This window comes from Marinobacter salinisoli (assembly GCF_017301335.1).
Taxonomy (GTDB): domain Bacteria; phylum Pseudomonadota; class Gammaproteobacteria; order Pseudomonadales; family Oleiphilaceae; genus Marinobacter; species Marinobacter salinisoli.
Window position 1 is genome coordinate 1357488 of the sequence record NZ_CP071247.1, and the last position, 17397, is coordinate 1374884.

The 17397-nt window shown below is 55.7% G+C and carries 9 protein-coding genes, 6 tRNA genes and 3 rRNA genes; 17 read left to right on the forward strand and 1 reads right to left on the reverse strand.

Annotated elements, in window-relative coordinates:
- Positions 1-1404, reverse strand: a complete 1404-nt coding sequence (locus tag LPB19_RS06130) for an OapA family protein (protein WP_206645210.1) — start codon at positions 1402-1404, stop codon at positions 1-3.
- A gap of 304 nt (positions 1405-1708) precedes the next feature.
- Here LPB19_RS06130 and tyrS point away from each other — a divergent pair, with 304 nt between their 5' ends.
- The 17 genes from tyrS to LPB19_RS06215 all read left to right on the forward strand — a co-directional run bounded on the left by tyrS (position 1709) and on the right by LPB19_RS06215 (position 17396).
- Positions 1709-2911, forward strand: a complete 1203-nt coding sequence (gene tyrS / locus LPB19_RS06135; RefSeq protein ID WP_206645211.1) for a tyrosine--tRNA ligase — start codon at positions 1709-1711, stop codon at positions 2909-2911.
- 481 nt (positions 2912-3392) lie between these two features.
- Positions 3393-4932, forward strand: a 16S ribosomal RNA gene (locus tag LPB19_RS06140).
- A gap of 89 nt (positions 4933-5021) precedes the next feature.
- Positions 5022-5098: transfer RNA gene (locus LPB19_RS06145), tRNA-Ile, on the forward strand.
- Between the two features lie 96 nt (positions 5099-5194).
- Positions 5195-5270 (forward strand) — tRNA-Ala (locus tag LPB19_RS06150).
- Between the two features lie 304 nt (positions 5271-5574).
- Positions 5575-8467 (forward strand): 23S ribosomal RNA (locus LPB19_RS06155).
- Between the two features lie 79 nt (positions 8468-8546).
- A 5S ribosomal RNA gene (gene rrf, locus LPB19_RS06160) occupies positions 8547-8661 on the forward strand.
- Together the 16S, 23S and 5S rRNA genes with 2 tRNA genes alongside form the textbook arrangement of a ribosomal RNA operon.
- A gap of 277 nt (positions 8662-8938) precedes the next feature.
- A complete protein-coding gene (locus tag LPB19_RS06165; protein WP_206645212.1) occupies positions 8939-10138 on the forward strand; it encodes a hypothetical protein in 1200 nt (399 codons plus the stop codon).
- 134 nt (positions 10139-10272) lie between these two features.
- Complete coding sequence (locus LPB19_RS06170; RefSeq protein ID WP_206645213.1) at positions 10273-11232, forward strand: hypothetical protein; 960 nt, start codon at positions 10273-10275, stop codon at positions 11230-11232.
- Between the two features lie 83 nt (positions 11233-11315).
- Entirely contained in the window at positions 11316-11783 is a 468-nt protein-coding gene (locus LPB19_RS06175; RefSeq protein ID WP_407943953.1) for a hypothetical protein, read from the forward strand.
- 12 nt (positions 11784-11795) lie between these two features.
- The gene (locus tag LPB19_RS06180) at positions 11796-14198 is read left to right on the forward strand and encodes a DUF6160 family protein (protein ID WP_228289227.1); all 2403 of its coding nucleotides are present in this window, start codon (positions 11796-11798) and stop codon (positions 14196-14198) included.
- 104 nt (positions 14199-14302) lie between these two features.
- Positions 14303-15268 carry a biotin--[acetyl-CoA-carboxylase] ligase gene (locus LPB19_RS06185; RefSeq protein ID WP_206645215.1) on the forward strand — a complete coding sequence of 322 codons (966 nt, stop codon included), beginning with the start codon at positions 14303-14305 and terminating at the stop codon, positions 15266-15268.
- Positions 15265-15999, forward strand: a complete 735-nt coding sequence (locus tag LPB19_RS06190) for a type III pantothenate kinase (RefSeq protein ID WP_206645216.1) — start codon at positions 15265-15267, stop codon at positions 15997-15999. Before LPB19_RS06185 ends, LPB19_RS06190 begins: the two co-directional genes overlap by 4 nt.
- Positions 15996-16988 (forward strand): hypothetical protein, encoded by a 993-nt coding sequence (locus LPB19_RS17070; RefSeq protein ID WP_228289228.1) that lies wholly within the window; start codon positions 15996-15998, stop codon positions 16986-16988. Before LPB19_RS06190 ends, LPB19_RS17070 begins: the two co-directional genes overlap by 4 nt.
- Before the next feature lie 31 nt (positions 16989-17019).
- Positions 17020-17095: transfer RNA gene (locus LPB19_RS06200), tRNA-Thr, on the forward strand.
- Between the two features lie 40 nt (positions 17096-17135).
- A tRNA-Tyr gene (locus LPB19_RS06205) sits at positions 17136-17220 on the forward strand.
- A 10-nt stretch (positions 17221-17230) separates the two neighbouring features.
- A tRNA-Gly gene (locus tag LPB19_RS06210) sits at positions 17231-17305 on the forward strand.
- Between the two features lie 15 nt (positions 17306-17320).
- Positions 17321-17396 (forward strand) — tRNA-Thr (locus LPB19_RS06215).
- Position 17397: the final 1 nt, after the last annotated feature.

Sequence of the window (17397 nt, forward strand, 5' to 3'; positions counted from 1 at the left end):
TTACTCGTCTGAAGCCAAGGCGAGTTGCTGGTAGTTCTCGCGGAAAGTTTCAAGCTGCGCCAGGTGGTTCTGGGTGTGTTGCTTGAACCGGGCCATTTCAGTCGCAGGGACCGGCTTGGCATCCGGAAGCTGTACTCTGCGTGAATTACGCGGCACGCCGTTCACACGGAACTCATAGTGCAGGTGGGGCCCGGTAACCATGCCGGAGGCTCCGACGTAACCGATGGTCTCACCCTGCTTGACCCGGGCGCCTTTTTTGATGCCTTTGCCAAGACGGCTCATGTGCGCATACAGCGTGGTGATGTTGTCGCCGTGCTGCAGTACCACCGTTCTGCCATAGCCGCCTTTCCAGCCGGCGAACTGCACGCGGCCGCCGCCTGCAGCCTTGATCGGAGTGCCGGTGGGAGCGCCGTAATCGGTTCCCTCGTGTGGCCGCACCACGTTCAGTACCGGGTGCCGGCGCTGCAGATTGAATGGTGAGGACACGCGTGCGTTGATCGGGGTGCGCAGGAACGCTTTGCGCATGCTCTTGCCGTCCGGTGCGTAGTAGTCGCTGTCGCCGTTGCTGTCGGTATACAAAAGTGCAATGTTTTCTTCACCTCGGTTAATGAACCGAGCCGAGAGAATGCGGCCGTTTTCGAGCCTTTCGCCATCCAGATACAGTTCTTCGTACACCACTTCAAACTGGTCGCCCTGACGGACGTCGTACACGAAGTCGATGTTCCAGCCAAAAATGCCGGCCAGTTCCATGGTCAGGCGGTCATTCAGGCCCGCCTCGCGAGCGGCCAGGTAAAGCGATCCGTCGATGGTTCCGGATGCAAAGGATTGCCGGACCTCCGGCTCCCGAATCACGCTCTTGCCAGCGTAACCGTCACCGGATTTCTCGATTCTGAGAGACTCCAGCTTGCTGCGCTGAAGCTCAACCGCCGCCAGTTCTCCGGCAGAATCCCTTGCGAAACGGATGGTCTCGCCGGCATACAGGCGCTGGAGTTCATCGGCCTTGCCGTCGCCGTGAATAACCGACAGCATGATGCCGTCATTCCAACCCGCCTTCTTGAACAGTGAGGACAGGGTGTCGCCGGATTTGATCTTGTATGTCTGCCAGTCCAGTACCGGGGCCGGCGGTGTTGCTGGCTCCGCAGGTTTGGATTCGGCCACCTGCGCAGGGGAGTTCTGCTTCTGCTGGACTGATGCTGGTGCACTGACGGCGACTTCGTCGGTGGCCTGCGGCGCGGGCTGATGCGCCGGGCCGCTCATGGTCGCAGTGCCTTCGCTCAGATCCAGGGCATAGGACATGCGCTTGGCTTCGACATCTGAGCTCGGGCTCATCAGAACCGCGGAAGTCACTAACGCTGTGGCTGCGGCGGCAATGGTAATGTGGGTCTTGGGAAACATATTAAACACGTATCGCACCCGTTTTAATCGGTATTCCGGCAGGTTAAATTGCCTAGTTAAAGCTGTGGTTCAAATAAGAACCAACAGGTTACCGTATAAAATGCATGCGGGACAGCGTGGAACATTACGGCAACTGCTCCATCCCCCGGACTTCTTTAGACGGCATTGCTATAATGTGCCGCCTTGCCAGTTCAGTATTGTACAAAAACTGATCGAGCGCACTTTAGCAGGAGTGTGGGTAACTCACAGATTTCTTTTGTAGAGGTCTGTAACCAAGCGATTTCATCTAGATCAAACTGGGGATGTGTTGTTCATGTCATCTATCGATGAGGCGTTGGCCGTAATCAAGCGCGGCGTTGACGAACTGATTCCGGAAGAAGGGCTGATTGAAAAGCTCAAAGAAGGGCGGCCGCTGCGCATTAAGGCAGGCTTCGATCCGACGGCGCCAGACCTCCATCTTGGCCATACCGTTCTTATTAATAAACTTCGCCAGTTCCAGGATTTGGGTCACGAGGTGATTTTCCTGATCGGTGACTTCACCGGCATGATCGGCGACCCGACCGGCAAGAGCGCCACCCGTCCGCCGCTCACCGAGCAGCAGGTCGCGGAAAATGCGGTCAGCTATAAAGAGCAGGTGTTCAAGATTCTTGATCCAGAAAAAACCCGGGTGGTATTCAATTCCGAGTGGATGGGCAAGATGGGCGCGGCAGACATGATCAAGCTTGCTGGCCAATATACCGTGGCGCGCATGCTTGAGCGGGACGATTTCACCAAGCGCTACAAGGCTGAGCAGTCCATTGCGATACATGAGTTCCTGTATCCGCTGGTTCAGGGCTACGACTCGGTAGCGCTGGAAGCGGATGTGGAATTGGGCGGTACCGATCAGAAATTCAATCTGCTGATGGGGCGGATTCTGCAGAAGCATTATGGCCAGACGCCGCAGGCTATCCTGACCATGCCAATCCTTGAAGGGTTGGATGGTGTTCAGAAGATGTCCAAGTCTCTGGGCAACTACGTGGGCGTGAATGATTCACCAGGCGAGATGTATACCAAGCTCCTGTCCATGCCGGATGATTTGTTGTGGCGTTATTTTGAGCTGTTGAGTCTGCGTCCGATGTCAGACGTTGACGAGTTCCGCAAAGCCGTGCAGCAAGGCGCCAATCCGCAGGACTATAAAAAGCTCTTCGCGGAAGAAATCATTGCCCGCTTTCACGATGAGGACGCGGCCAAAACGGCGCACAAGTCTGCCGGTAACCGTGTTGCGCTGGGCGATATCCCCGATAACGTGCCGGCTGTTCATGTGTCACTCGATGGTCAGGCTGAGATTCCAATGGCCGCCGTATTGCGCTTGGCGGGGCTGGTGAAGAATGGTGCTGCTGCGCGTGACGTGCTTGGTCGCGGCGCTGTTTACCTTGATGGCCAGCAATTTGATGGCGAGCGTCTCTTTAAAGAAGGGGATGATTGCGTGATCCAGGCGGGTAAGAAGAAAATTGCTCGGGTTTTGATCGTCAGGTAGGTGGTTTCCGCCGAATTTGAAGTTTCTTCAAATTCGGCGTTGACAGTCTGCCTGTGGCCTGTAGAATGCGCACCACTTCTGAGGAACACGGCGCCGGCAAGGCGCGGATTCTCTGAGGTAGTTGATTGAAATTGTTGAAGAAAATGGTTTTAAAGATTCTTCAAGAAAGCGATTGACAAGGTGGCGATTCACTGTAGAATGCGCGCCTCGCTCTTCGGAGCAAGCCGGACGGTTTGAGTGGTTTGGAAGTTTGTTGAGAGCTTCGAAAATTACTTCAAAACAACGGTTGACAGGGTCGGGATTCGATGTAGAATACGCGGCCTTGATTGAGCAACGGCTCAACGTTCTTTAAAAAGTTAACCAAGTAATTCGTGTGGGCGCTGGCCGAGGTATTTCGGACATGAAATATCAGGACAGTGACTCGTCGAAATTGAGTTTTGTCTTGAGCAAGATTTGCGATTTTCGGATCGCTATATGATTTAAACTGAAGAGTTTGATCATGGCTCAGATTGAACGCTGGCGGCAGGCTTAACACATGCAAGTCGAGCGGTAACAGGGGTAGCTTGCTACCCGCTGACGAGCGGCGGACGGGTGAGTAATGCTTAGGAATCTGCCTGGTAGTGGGGGATAGCCCGGGGAAACTCGGATTAATACCGCATACGCCCTTCGGGGGAAAGCAGGGGATCTTCGGACCTTGCGCTATCAGATGAGCCTAAGTCGGATTAGCTAGTTGGTGAGGTAAAGGCTTACCAAGGCGACGATCCGTAGCTGGTCTGAGAGGATGATCAGCCACATCGGGACTGAGACACGGCCCGAACTCCTACGGGAGGCAGCAGTGGGGAATATTGGACAATGGGGGAAACCCTGATCCAGCCATGCCGCGTGTGTGAAGAAGGCTTTCGGGTTGTAAAGCACTTTCAGTAGGGAGGAAAACCTTGCGATTAATACTCGTGAGGCTTGACGTTACCTACAGAAGAAGCACCGGCTAACTCCGTGCCAGCAGCCGCGGTAATACGGAGGGTGCAAGCGTTAATCGGAATTACTGGGCGTAAAGCGCGCGTAGGTGGTTTGATAAGCGAGATGTGAAAGCCCCGGGCTTAACCTGGGAACGGCATTTCGAACTGTCAGACTAGAGTGTGGTAGAGGGTAGTGGAATTTCCTGTGTAGCGGTGAAATGCGTAGATATAGGAAGGAACACCAGTGGCGAAGGCGGCTACCTGGACCAACACTGACACTGAGGTGCGAAAGCGTGGGGAGCAAACAGGATTAGATACCCTGGTAGTCCACGCCGTAAACGATGTCTACTAGCCGTTGGAGATCTTGAATCTTTAGTGGCGCAGCTAACGCACTAAGTAGACCGCCTGGGGAGTACGGCCGCAAGGTTAAAACTCAAATGAATTGACGGGGGCCCGCACAAGCGGTGGAGCATGTGGTTTAATTCGACGCAACGCGAAGAACCTTACCTGGCCTTGACATCCTGCGAACTTTCTAGAGATAGATTGGTGCCTTCGGGAACGCAGTGACAGGTGCTGCATGGCCGTCGTCAGCTCGTGTCGTGAGATGTTGGGTTAAGTCCCGTAACGAGCGCAACCCCTATCCCTAGTTGCTAGCAGTTCGGCTGAGAACTCTAGGGAGACTGCCGGTGACAAACCGGAGGAAGGTGGGGATGACGTCAGGTCATCATGGCCCTTACGGCCAGGGCTACACACGTGCTACAATGGTGCGTACAGAGGGCTGCAAACCCGCGAGGGGGAGCTAATCTCACAAAACGCATCGTAGTCCGGATCGCAGTCTGCAACTCGACTGCGTGAAGTCGGAATCGCTAGTAATCGCGAATCAGAATGTCGCGGTGAATACGTTCCCGGGCCTTGTACACACCGCCCGTCACACCATGGGAGTGGATTGCACCAGAAGTAGTTAGTCTAACCTTCGGGAGGACGATTACCACGGTGTGGTTCATGACTGGGGTGAAGTCGTAACAAGGTAGCCGTAGGGGAACCTGCGGCTGGATCACCTCCTTAAACGAAGCCGAACGCTTCGGTCAGAGTCCACACGAATTACTTGGTTGGCTAATTAAAGAGAGCAACGGGTCTAGCAGGCCCATGCCATTGGGTCTGTAGCTCAGGTGGTTAGAGCGCACCCCTGATAAGGGTGAGGTCGGTGGTTCAAGTCCACCCAGACCCACCAAAATTGCGTAGCTCGTCGTTGTCGAATGGCTTGCCTAGCAGGCTAGGCCGTACCAAACGACGCCTGGATCTACACAATTTTCGCAGTAGCTGAATTGGGGCTATAGCTCAGCTGGGAGAGCGCCTGCCTTGCACGCAGGAGGTCGGCAGTTCGATCCTGCCTAGCTCCACCAAACTTAACTGATCGATTCGGCGGCGCCGGATTGGCAGTGTCCAGAAACAAGCGTTTCCATTGTGAAGCTCTTCTTTCTGATCACTGGGTCAGATTTGCTCTTTAACAAATTGGACGAGATAGACGAATATTTTTCTCTCATTATCTCCGAGAGAAAATGTTCAAAGTGATAACGATTTCAAGCGTTATCCGGTGTGTCGTTGAAGTGGTTGTTTATAGCTTCGAATGACGGTCTCGAGTGGGAATCAATATCAGGCTTGCCTGGTGGTGATGCTCGGTCGTGATCAGTTGTTTTGGGGTTATATAGTCAAGCAACTAAGCGCATACGGTGGATGCCTTGGCAGTCAGAGGCGATGAAAGACGTGGAAGCCTGCGATAAGGTTCGGGGAGCTGGCAAACGAGCTGTGATCCGGACATCTCTGAATGGGGAAACCCACCGACTTTCGGGTCGGTATCTTACACTGAATACATAGGTGTAAGAGGCGAACCGGGGGAACTGAAACATCTAAGTACCCCGAGGAAAAGAAATCAACCGAGATTCCCTTAGTAGCGGCGAGCGAACGGGGACTAGCCCTTAAGCTAGACAACTGGTAGGAGAAGGCTCTGGAAAGTGCCGCCATAGTGGGTGATAGCCCCGTATCCGAAACCTGAGTCTGGTGAAATCGAGTAGGACGGGACACGTGATATCCTGTCTGAATATGGGGGGACCATCCTCCAAGGCTAAATACTCCTGACTGACCGATAGTGAACCAGTACCGTGAGGGAAAGGCGAAAAGAACCCCTGTGAGGGGAGTGAAATAGATCCTGAAACCGTATGCGTACAAGCAGTCGGAGCCCACTTGTTGGGTGACGGCGTACCTTTTGTATAATGGGTCAGCGACTTATGTTCAGTGGCGAGGTTAACCATCTAGGGGAGCCGTAGGGAAACCGAGTCTGAATAGGGCGACTTAGTCGCTGGGCATAGACCCGAAACCGGGCGATCTATCCATGAGCAGGTTGAAGGTGCCGTAACAGGCACTGGAGGACCGAACCCACTGTCGTTGAAAAGCCAGGGGATGACTTGTGGATCGGAGTGAAAGGCTAATCAAGCCCGGAGATAGCTGGTTCTCCCCGAAAGCTATTTAGGTAGCGCCTCGGACGAATACCACTGGGGGTAGAGCACTGTTTGGGCTAGGGGGTCATCTCGACTTACCAACCCCATGCAAACTCCGAATACCAGTGAGTACTATCCGGGAGACACACGGCGGGTGCTAACGTCCGTCGTGGAGAGGGAAACAACCCAGACCGCCAGCTAAGGTCCCCAAGTACCAGTTAAGTGGGAAACGATGTGGGAAGGCTCAGACAGCTAGGAGGTTGGCTTAGAAGCAGCCACCCTTTAAAGAAAGCGTAATAGCTCACTAGTCGAGTCGGCCTGCGCGGAAGATGTAACGGGGCTCAAACTGGTCACCGAAGCTGCGGCTGCATACTTTGTATGCGGGGTAGGGGAGCGTTCTGTAAGCCTGCGAAGGTGTGTTGAGAAGCATGCTGGAGGTATCAGAAGTGCGAATGCTGACATGAGTAACGACAATGCGGGTGAAAAACCCGCACGCCGGAAGACCAAGGGTTCCTGCGCAACGCTAATCGGCGCAGGGTGAGTCGGCCCCTAAGGCGAGACCGAAAGGTGTAGTCGATGGGAAACGGGTTAATATTCCCGTACCTTGGATCACTGCGATGGAGAGACGGAGAAGGCTAGGTGAGCCGGGCGACGGTTGTCCCGGTTTAAACGAGTAGGAAGAGGGCTTAGGCAAATCCGGGTCCTCAATTCCGAGACGTGACGACGACTGCTCATTGAGCGGGAAGTCATTGATGCCATGCTTCCAGGAAAATCTTCTAAGCTTCAGGTGATTCGAGACCGTACCCCAAACCGACACAGGTGGTCAGGTAGAGAATACCAAGGCGCTTGAGAGAACTCGGGTAAAGGAACTAGGCAAAATGGTGCCGTAACTTCGGGAGAAGGCACGCCGGTGTGTACGTGAAGCCCCTGCGGGTGGAGCGGAAGCCGGTCGAAGATACCAGGCCCCTGCGACTGTTTATTAAAAACACAGCACTCTGCAAACACGAAAGTGGACGTATAGGGTGTGACGCCTGCCCGGTGCCGGAAGGTTAATTGATGGGGTTAGCATTCGTGCGAAGCTCTTGATCGAAGCCCCGGTAAACGGCGGCCGTAACTATAACGGTCCTAAGGTAGCGAAATTCCTTGTCGGGTAAGTTCCGACCTGCACGAATGGCGTAACGATGGGGGCGCTGTCTCTACCCGAGACTCAGTGAAATTGAAATCGCCGTGAAGATGCGGTGTATCCGCGGCTAGACGGAAAGACCCCGTGAACCTTTACTATAGCTTCACAGTGAACTTTGAGCATGCTTGTGTAGGATAGCTGGGAGGCTTTGAAACCATCACGCCAGTGGTGGTGGAGCCAACCTTGAAATACCAGCCTGGCATGTTTGAGGTTCTAACTTGGTCCCCTTATCGGGGATGAGGACACTGTGTGGTGGGTAGTTTGACTGGGGCGGTCTCCTCCCAAAGCGTAACGGAGGAGCACAAAGGTGGGCTAAGCATGGTCGGACATCATGCGGTTAGTGTAATGGCACAAGCCCGCTTAACTGCGAGACAGACACGTCGAGCAGGTGCGAAAGCAGGTCATAGTGATCCGGTGGTTCTGTATGGAAGGGCCATCGCTCAACGGATAAAAGGTACTCCGGGGATAACAGGCTGATACCGCCCAAGAGTTCACATCGACGGCGGTGTTTGGCACCTCGATGTCGGCTCATCACATCCTGGGGCTGAAGCCGGTCCCAAGGGTATGGCTGTTCGCCATTTAAAGTGGTACGCGAGCTGGGTTTAGAACGTCGTGAGACAGTTCGGTCCCTATCTGCCGTGGACGTTGGAGATTTGAGGAAAGCTGCTCCTAGTACGAGAGGACCGGAGTGGACGAACCTCTGGTGTTCGGGTTGTCACGCCAGTGGCATTGCCCGGTAGCTATGTTCGGACAGGATAACCGCTGAAAGCATCTAAGCGGGAAGCCCCTTCCAAGATGAGATCTCCCTGGACCCTCGAGGTCCCTAAAGAGCCGTTCAAGACCAGGACGTTGATAGGCCGGGTGTGTAAGCGCTGCGAGGCGTTGAGCTAACCGGTACTAATTGCTCGTGCGGCTTGACTATATAACACCCAAGACAATTGCGGATAACGCGAAATCAATATCACAGTCCATCTCGTCCTTCCCAGTGATCAACCGTTTTGTCTGACGACCATAGCGGCCCGGAACCACCTGATCCCATCCCGAACTCAGAAGTGAAACAGGCCTGCGCCGATGGTAGTGTGGCATTGCCCATGCGAGAGTAGGTCATCGTCAGACTCTTAATACCAAAACCCCCGACAGCTCCGCTGCCGGGGGTTTTTTATTGCCGGTAGAAAACTTGGGGTGAGTTTGACCGGTCCTGAATCTCTGCAAACACGCCAGCCTATCTCGCCGTTCTTAGACGTCGCTCACAGAGACAGACCAAAAGCCCGATTAAACTGCCCCAGAAAAGAACTGGCAAAAAAATAAACAGCAGCCAGTCATCAGAGACGCTCATCAGTCTTCATAAGGAACCGCCGCTCACAACAAAGTGCGGCGACAGTGAGATGTGACTATGAGTAAAAATAGCGTTCCCCTCATCGTATTTGGGTTGGTGAGTGTGTCGGCGTTCGCCGATCTTCAGCCAATTTCCGATGCGCAACTGTCCGAGGTCACCGGCCAGGCCTTTGTGTCTGTCGATCGCCAGTACCACCCTGACGAAAACGATTCCACATCCTATACCCGGGTAAATCTCGGTATGGATATCGATATCCAGACCGGTATTGAGGTTCTGGAGTTAGGGCGATATGAACGGGATGGCGAAAAAGCCGGGACCTCTGACGTGTACATTGAGGATTTCGCCCTGGGCTATATCCAGAACCAGGCGTACTTTGACGCGAATCCTGAAGCCCCGCGACAGCGTAAGCCAGACGGAACGCCCTATGCTGAGGGTGAGATTGTTCCCTTCCACATCGAGAACCCTTTTTTTGAATTTGCTTATGACGAAGCGACCGAAGAAGTGGTTGGTTTCCGTCTGGGGTTCGGGAATTCAATGGGAGTTTTTTCCGGCAAGATTGAAACCCTGACTGGCAGTATCAACGTGGACATTATCGACCGGGGGGAGGGGTTGAGGCAGGCCGACTCCGATGGCAACTTCTTCGACCAGCTGATTGTTCTGTTGACCCCGTTGCTGGAGAAAAACAGCCCGCTCGCGACCAAGGCCCAACTGGTGTATGGCGCCGAGGGCGATCCCAACATTGGCTCTTTAGACCCGATTCGCGCGGAGCACATTGGTATTCCCGATGGCGAGAAATTCGTTCTGGAGGGCGCCAACGGATTCACTCGCTGGTCCCTGAAAAACCTCATTGGATGGGGTTCGAGCTCTGAAATTGAAGTGCCTGACTGCAGCTTTTTCAGCTGTGGCGGAGGGGATATCTATGTGTATGCGCAGGATTGCGTGATTCTCGGAATCGATGCCTGCTTTGACCTCGACATCTACAACAGCTTTCCGATTGGTCAGGTAGGAGAAGTCGATGGTGAGAGGCGGATTACCGGCTCGACCGACGGCACCTTCATTTCGTTTCAGACCAAAGATCTCGACTGGCTGAAAGATGTCAGTAAAACCGACATTACTCCGGAAGACTTCATTCGAACGACCGCCGGGGCATTCTTCAATATTCCTAATGGCGCGACCGAAGTGAACCTCAATGAGGCGCTTTACGGTACCCAGCGTTATCGGACCGAATACATCGATCGCGGTCGCGGCCTGTTTTAGGAGTTCCGATGTCTTTATCTATCCAAACCTGCCGCAATTTTGGCCGCTGGCTGCTAAGGCCAGTGGCGGTGTGGTGCATGCTACTTGCGGTTTCACCTGTGGGAGCCGAACTAAAGGGGCTTAGCGAACCTGAGATGGCGGAAATTCAAGGGGCCGGTGTGGGTCTGGTGCTGGAGGATTTCAAGTTTTCCCATGGCAGTGACCTGCCCGATGCGGACGGGAAACCCGCTCGGATCTTTCGCGTCGGTGGCATCAAAAGCACGGATGGGCGTGACGTCGATATTACCATCAATCAACTTTATATCTCCGGGCCCGACAGCAACTATGGTGAGACCCTGAGTCCGGTGAATCTCGGTCGTCTGGTCAATCCCTATCGCATTGACGTGGTGGACGGGAATGCCATAGGAATTCCCGATAAAGCGGTGCTGGAGATCGCAGCGCCGGCCATGGTACCGGTTGGGCAGGGCGTGGACTGCCTCAGCTCCAGTGCTACCGCTGGGAGTGGCACCTGTGCCAGTCGCCCGGCCAGTGATGGTTTCCGCGGCGAACGAACGGACATCGGTATGCAAATGAATATTGCCGTGGGCGACGACAGGTCCGGCAATATCAACATCCACGCCAAGAGCGCTGTTATCGATGGGAGTTACCTGAGGCTCTGGGGGGATGATGGCCGTAGGCAGATGCTCGGACAGTTTAAACTCAACTTTTTTTCCCCGGAAGTGTCTATCAATGCCTGTGATCAGAGCGGAATCATGTGTGGATCGCGCATCTTGATGGCCGACTTTGTGCTCCAGCTGGCGCTTGGAAACCGACTGCAGCCGGTATTTTTCGACGTTGATGGCACCGGTAACTTTGTGCTCGACGTGGCTGCGATACGCAAGCCCGCCGCGGGCACGATTGGCCGCGACGGAAAGCGGGGCAGCAGCAATGTCCAGGCGTGGGATTTTTACCACGGGTATTACACCAATCCTGAATACCGCTCCAGCTTGCACATCGGAAATCTTGGCGTTGGCAGCCAGAATTTCGGTTCCGCGCGGGTGCAGGGAATGCTCACCCAGTATCTTCAGATCCGCACGAAGGACCTTGCGCCATGAAACGCCTGACAGGAGTTTTGGAACTACTCGGATGGCTCATTTTTGCGGTGAGCGCTCAGGCATGTCTGGCCGAACTGGCGCCAATGGAGGATGGTGCGCTGGCCCGTGTTTCTGGCCAGGGCGGTATTTATTTGTCTGGCGACGTCAGCATTAACGAGATGGGTGGGCCGATTGAAAACGCCTACTTCGGGCGCTGCGACGAGACGAGCAAGAAATGCGGTGCTCGTCTGGCTTATCAGTTTAAAGAGGACGGAGGCTGGATGGTTCTCGATGATCTTCGAGGCAATTTCTCCTTCGAGGGCCTGACCCTGAGGGTGCGCGAAATCAATACAGGTTTTGGCGGGGACGGTGAGCTTTTCAATCGGGACGTTGTGGAGTTGGGGCTGCCAGATAACGTTCGCTTCAACGACGTTCAATTCAAGATCGCCACCAGCAGCACGGCAAGGCCCACGGATCCCGGTTTCCAGCAAACCGATCTGTTTTCGGTGGAAATGCAGGGCGAGGTCATCATGGAAGGAAATCTGCTGATTTTCCCAACGGGGAATCCCTAGGGAGGGGCTGGGATGAACGTCATCAAGCAGGACCGGGCGGGTATTTACCTTGCCCTCACGTCGATATTTCTTACGCTGCCGTCGATCTCGGTGGCCGAACTAAAGCGGCTGGATGATTCGGCGCTGTCTTCCATAAGCGGGCAGAGCGGTCTTACCATCGAACTGGACCTGGGGGTATCCGCCGATCAACTATCTTATTTCGATGACGGGCACGGGATTCATCTCGAAGATTTTCGGATCGGCTCTGCAGTGGACCCCGATGGACGGGCATTCCATCTGATCAAAATCGACGTCGAGAGCGATGCGACGCTCAATCTTGATTTTCTGGTCGAGGACCGACGGATTGAATTCGGCGACATCCGTCTTGCCGGCGCGCCGGGTCTCAGTGCCGGCGGTTTCTTCTTTGATCATTCCTTGTCTGGTTATCTGACCATCGGATCTGGTGGTGCCGTGGCTGGCTCCGGCTATAACTTTGATACCGCGTTTACCATGACTGGCGGGCGCCTGGGGTATCGAACCAATGGCAACGAAATTTTCCTTGATGATGTCACGCTGTCGGTAGAAGCCCTGGGGATCACCCTGGATAGTGTTGCTGGCGCGATTGAGCTTAATGCACCCCGGATTACCGGGCACTGGGCTGCAGGTGCGATTCGTTACAGTAAAAATCCGTTGAATCATGGTGTCAGCTTCGACGTTTCGACGGCGCAGCCGCTGCCCTCCTATGGTCGGCTCAGTGGAGATTTCGACCTTTCAGTTCGAACCCGGATTGCGGGCGGTGGTCGCCAAGGTGAGGGCCTGAGGCTTGATCAGGAGGCCACCATTCACAGCGCCAACTTCCTGTATCTGGATGACGGTCATGCGCTGGCCCTGAGGGACATCACCGGTGCTTACCAGATCAATGACCTTCGGCTGGATGTCACTACGGATCCTCGCGGGCGGGCCGCTCTGGCGTTCACCACCGCCTCGTTCAATGGCGATCTGTCTATCGGTTCGGTCGAACTTGGCGGTCAGGGGAAACGTCTGGGGTCGGTCGACCTGGACTTTGTGTTTGAGGATGCGAGCTTTGGCGGTCAGGCTTACACAAATGCCATCTACTTGCAGGCCGGTGGGCATGCCGACGCGGGACCGCAGGGGATGCGGTTGGCGACCGAGTGGAGTCTCGCCAATGCCGATGTTGCTTACACCGAGGACGGTAACCGCGTCATCTTCAGTGGCCTGCAATCCTGGGGCCGGGGTGATGTGACCTTGAACGTTACGCGGTCTGAGACTTTAAACGGAACGCGGTTTTACGATGGCCTGAGAATCGGGTTCGAGGGCGTTGAAGCCGGCTACCGCGTCAACGGTTTGCGCGTCGCCAGTGAGGACGCCGAGTTACAAGGGGGTACCGAGCTTTTGCTCGCGCTGGGCTTTTACCCCGCCTATGAATTCGAGTTGGATGGTCACCTGACCCTTGGCCCCGGGGGTGCCAGTGGTGAAGGTATTACTATTAACTCGGACATGCGGATTCGCAACGGCAGGGCGGCACTCATTGCCGCGCCTTATGATGAGGGCGCCGGTGAAAAGAAACAGAAAGGCCTGTGGCTGACAGAGCTGGATTACGACAGCCATATCCGGGATATGACCATAGACGTTACCGAAGAGGGGGTGGCCATTATCCAGGGTGAGGCCTGGGGTACCATGGATGTCGGAAACCTCCGGGTGGGTGACAAGAATTCCGGGGCCAGTTTTGGCCGCTTCCAATTGCAGAAATATGAGACCGGCAGTGGCATGACCATTGTGCCGGGCGGGGCCGGTACCGTGTGCGCCGGTGGCGTGGGTTCAACGCCTGCGGCGTGCCAGAGCTCCGGGGGTCGCTGGGAAGACCGCGGAGAGGAGGGGCTCACCATTCGATTGAAGCAAATCTTTGCCAGAGCTATCAGTGAAGAAAAGAAAAACGCTTTGAGCTGGGAAACCAATCGCCGGGTCGACGGCGCTGGCAATGCGGTCAATGGCACTGGAACCAGGTTGGTGCTCAATGATATTCACACCAGCGACGGCGGTGACTTCAACGGTGACGGGATTGAAGACAATACCTTCGGTATTCGAACCGAGCTGGCCATTGATATCTTTCAGACCAAAGTGGTGAAGAAGGCCAACGGGCCCGATGCCAAGGGGGTTGTAGGCGCGAAAGGCGATGAGAAAATCATGGATTCGTCCATACCCGGCGGCTATCGGTATGTGTCCCGCCCTACCGCCGAGCAGGTGGCTAACCGGCCGCTCGGCTTTGCGGTGTCGGCGCGAACCCAGTTCAAAGAACTGTCGGTCAACAATGTTGACCTGGTTCATCCCGTGGGTGGCAGTCAGACCGCCGTGTACGGAATCAAGATGCAGAATTTCGACGTCCGCGCGAACCTCACTGCAACCCCGATTCCCTGATTTAGTCGCATCCGGTTAATCCGGCGCCGGGTGCCAACTTTGTCTTTTGGTTCCCGCTGGTGTTTAATCCGGCGGTGTCCACTCTCCAGCCCGGATAGCATCGAATGAAGTCTAAAGCATTGATCAAACACCTGAGCGACGGCGCAATACACTCGGGCGAGTCGCTCGCCACCAAGCTCGGGGTAAGCCGTACCGCGGTCTGGAAACAGGTTCGCAAAGCCATGGATGATGGGGTGGAAATTCAGACCATCCGTGGCAAGGGCTACCAGATGCTATCCTCGGTCGATCTTCTCGATCGGGAGCGGATCCTGGCAGCGGTGGCGCCAGAGCACAGAGACGCTATTACCCTTCAGGTGCTGGACGACGTGGGGTCTACCAACGCGGATGTCGGTCGTCGTATGGCGCAGGGGGAAGCGGGTGTGCCGGTCACCATTGCCGATTGCCAGACCGCGGGCCGGGGGCGTCGGGGGCGTGTCTGGACCAGTCCGCGGGGCGAGAACCTTTACCTGTCCATGGGTATTACCCTGCAAGGCGGTTTTTCCCGGCTGGATGGTCTCAGTCTGGTGTTGGGCGTTGCCGTTGCCAATGCGCTGGAGGGTCTGGGCGCAGGGGGGCTCGGCTTAAAGTGGCCAAACGATATTTTCGTGTCTGATGGAAAGCTGGGCGGCATTCTTGTGGAGTTGCAGGGTGAGTTGCAGGAGGGTGTTGTGCAGGTCATTGCTGGATTTGGGATCAATGTTCACGCCAGGCATTTGGGTGATGTCGATCAGCCATGGAGTAGTCTGGCTCGGGCCTATCCGGCGGTGCAATGGTGTCGAAACGACATAGCCGGGCAGCTGATCAGTGCGGTCCAGGATGCATTGCAGGTGTTCTCGGAGGAGGGCTTTCCAGCGTTCCGCCAAACCTGGCAGGCGCGAGACGTTTTTGACGGCAAGATGGTCGAAGCGAGGGGTGGAGGCGTTGTTGGCGCCGCCGCTGGCATTGATGATCAGGGTAACTATCTGGTCCGTGTCGGGCAAGAGATCGTCCCGGTGCGGGCGGGTGAAATAAGTCTGCGGATGGTTTCATGAGACTGCTTGTTGACGCTGGCAATACCCGTATTAAATGGCGGCTCGATAGCGATGGGCGGGTTGTTGATCAGGGCGCGGCGCTGCTGGTTGATCGCAATCCTCTGGCAGCTCTTGCCGGTCGGGCCGATGCGGTTGAGCGTGTCGCGGTGTCGGTGGTTGCTGCTGAAGAACAGCGTGAGAGGCTGTCGCAATTGCTGTCCGATTTGACCGGCGCCCCGGTCCGTTACCACTGGGCTGAAGCCGCGCGTGGCGGATTGGTGAATGCCTATTCCTCCCCGTCGAAAATGGGGGCGGATCGTTGGCACGCGATGTATGGCGCTTGGGCCTCCCGCCGTCAGGGGTGTGCGGTGGTGGACGCGGGCAGTGCCGTTACCGTGGATTATGTGGATGACGCCGGCCGGCATCTGGGTGGTTTTATTTTACCGGGGCTCCAGATGATGTTTCGAAGCCTGAAGACCGATGCCGCCAGGATAGGCTTCGATCCGGATCAGGTGCTCGAGGTTGCTCCCGGGCGATCGACCACCGAGTGCGTTAATCACGGTCTTGCCTGGCTGTCGGCTGGTATGGTGTCCAGGATTCAACAGGATATGGCCAGCTTTGGCCTGCGAGAGACATTGGTCACCGGCGGCGATGCTGATCGTTTGGTTAGATTAGGGTTGAACGGAATAATAAAGCCGGGCCTGGTGCTCGATGGTCTGGCAAAAATTGACGGCGAGGAGTTGGCCGGATGAGGTGGTTGGCATTCATTTTTCTGACAATCAATCTGGCGGTCTGGCACTTCGCCGCGTCGCTTCAGTCGCCCGGGCGTGCCATCGTCGCCAGTGGCGGTAGCCTGCCGCGGGTTGCGAGTCTCAAGTCGGTTGAACAGCAACAAAAGGCAGATCCTCTGCCAGCCTCCGAGACGCAGGAGGGGGGCAGCGAAAATCGCACTGATGTGGCTGATGGCGAGCGTGCTTCTGATGTCTCGCCGGAGCCTACCGTTGAGACCGAAAGCGCGATGCCGATTGAGGCTGAATCTGCCCAATCCGTAGCCGGCCCTACCGAGTTGGCGCAGGCTCAAGCGCCTGATCAGAGTTACGGACTCGAATCCGAATCCGAATCCGAGCCCGAGCCCGAGCCGATTGGTTCCGGCAATGCTTCGCGGACGCCGGACGCTGGCCATACCCTGCCCTCCGAGGCCGGAACGATCAGCGAAGCGGGGCAGGCCAGTCCTGCGGACGAACCAGTCCTGCGTGTCTGTGTTCGGATGGGCTGGCTCGAAAGCCGGGATGTCGCGGTTCAGCTCGTGGAACGCCAGCCTCCTGCCGCGCAGGCCCGGTTTACCGTTCTCGAGGAAAAGCGGGAGTTGCCTCCTTTTAACTGGATTATCATTCCGCCCCAGCCTCGCCCCGAAGCGCTGAAGCAGTTCCGTGAGATTCAGCGTCGGGGCATCGATTCCTATCTGGTGACCGGGGGTGAGAACCGGAATGCGATTTCGTTAGGGTTGTTCGAATCCCGCGAAGCAGCACTTTCCGTGCTGGAGCAAAAAAAACGTCAGAATCTTAATGCGGTGCTGGCAAACTTCCCCCGAAATCAGATAAGCTACGCGCTCGCTTTTGAGGGTAACCCGGCTCTTGTTGAAGAGCTGGTTCCGGCGGTCGAAGCGGGTTACGGTAGCAAGTTTGATTTCGTTGAAATTAACCCTTGCGAGGGTGTTGCAACGCCGAAAAAAAATCCGTAGTATACCGCCCTCGCTGACGAGGCGAATGTGAGCTGGCGTAGCTCAGTTGGTAGAGCAGCTGACTTGTAATCAGCAGGTCGGGGGTTCGATTCCGTCCGCCAGCTCCACTTTTAGTTTTTGGCAGGTTTGCATAAGTAAGCCTGGCTCGGAGGGGTTCCCGAGTGGCCAAAGGGATCAGACTGTAAATCTGACGGCATCGCCTTCGCAGGTTCGAATCCTGCCCCCTCCACCACTAATTGCTCGCGGGCATCGTATAGTGGCTATTACCTCAGCCTTCCAAGCTGATGACGCGGGTTCGATTCCCGCTGCCCGCTCCAATTTGGTTTTGTAATGCTCATGTAGCTCAGTTGGTAGAGCACACCCTTGGTAAGGGTGAGGTCGGCGGTTCAAATCCGCCCATGAGCTCCAC

What these genes read in the sequence shown, in the direction of transcription:
- tyrS (WP_206645211.1), top strand. Translation starts at nt 1,709, where the DNA reads ATGTCATCTATCGATGAGGCGTTGGCCGTAATCAAGCGCGGCGTTGAC.
- LPB19_RS06165 (WP_206645212.1), top strand. Translation starts at nt 8,939, where the DNA reads ATGAGTAAAAATAGCGTTCCCCTCATCGTATTTGGGTTGGTGAGTGTG.
- LPB19_RS06170 (WP_206645213.1), top strand. Translation starts at nt 10,273, where the DNA reads ATGGCGGAAATTCAAGGGGCCGGTGTGGGTCTGGTGCTGGAGGATTTC.
- LPB19_RS06175 (WP_407943953.1), top strand. Translation starts at nt 11,316, where the DNA reads ATGGAGGATGGTGCGCTGGCCCGTGTTTCTGGCCAGGGCGGTATTTAT.
- LPB19_RS06180 (WP_228289227.1), top strand. Translation starts at nt 11,796, where the DNA reads ATGAACGTCATCAAGCAGGACCGGGCGGGTATTTACCTTGCCCTCACG.
- LPB19_RS06185 (WP_206645215.1), top strand. Translation starts at nt 14,303, where the DNA reads ATGAAGTCTAAAGCATTGATCAAACACCTGAGCGACGGCGCAATACAC.
- LPB19_RS06190 (WP_206645216.1), top strand. Translation starts at nt 15,265, where the DNA reads ATGAGACTGCTTGTTGACGCTGGCAATACCCGTATTAAATGGCGGCTC.
- LPB19_RS17070 (WP_228289228.1), top strand. Translation starts at nt 15,996, where the DNA reads ATGAGGTGGTTGGCATTCATTTTTCTGACAATCAATCTGGCGGTCTGG.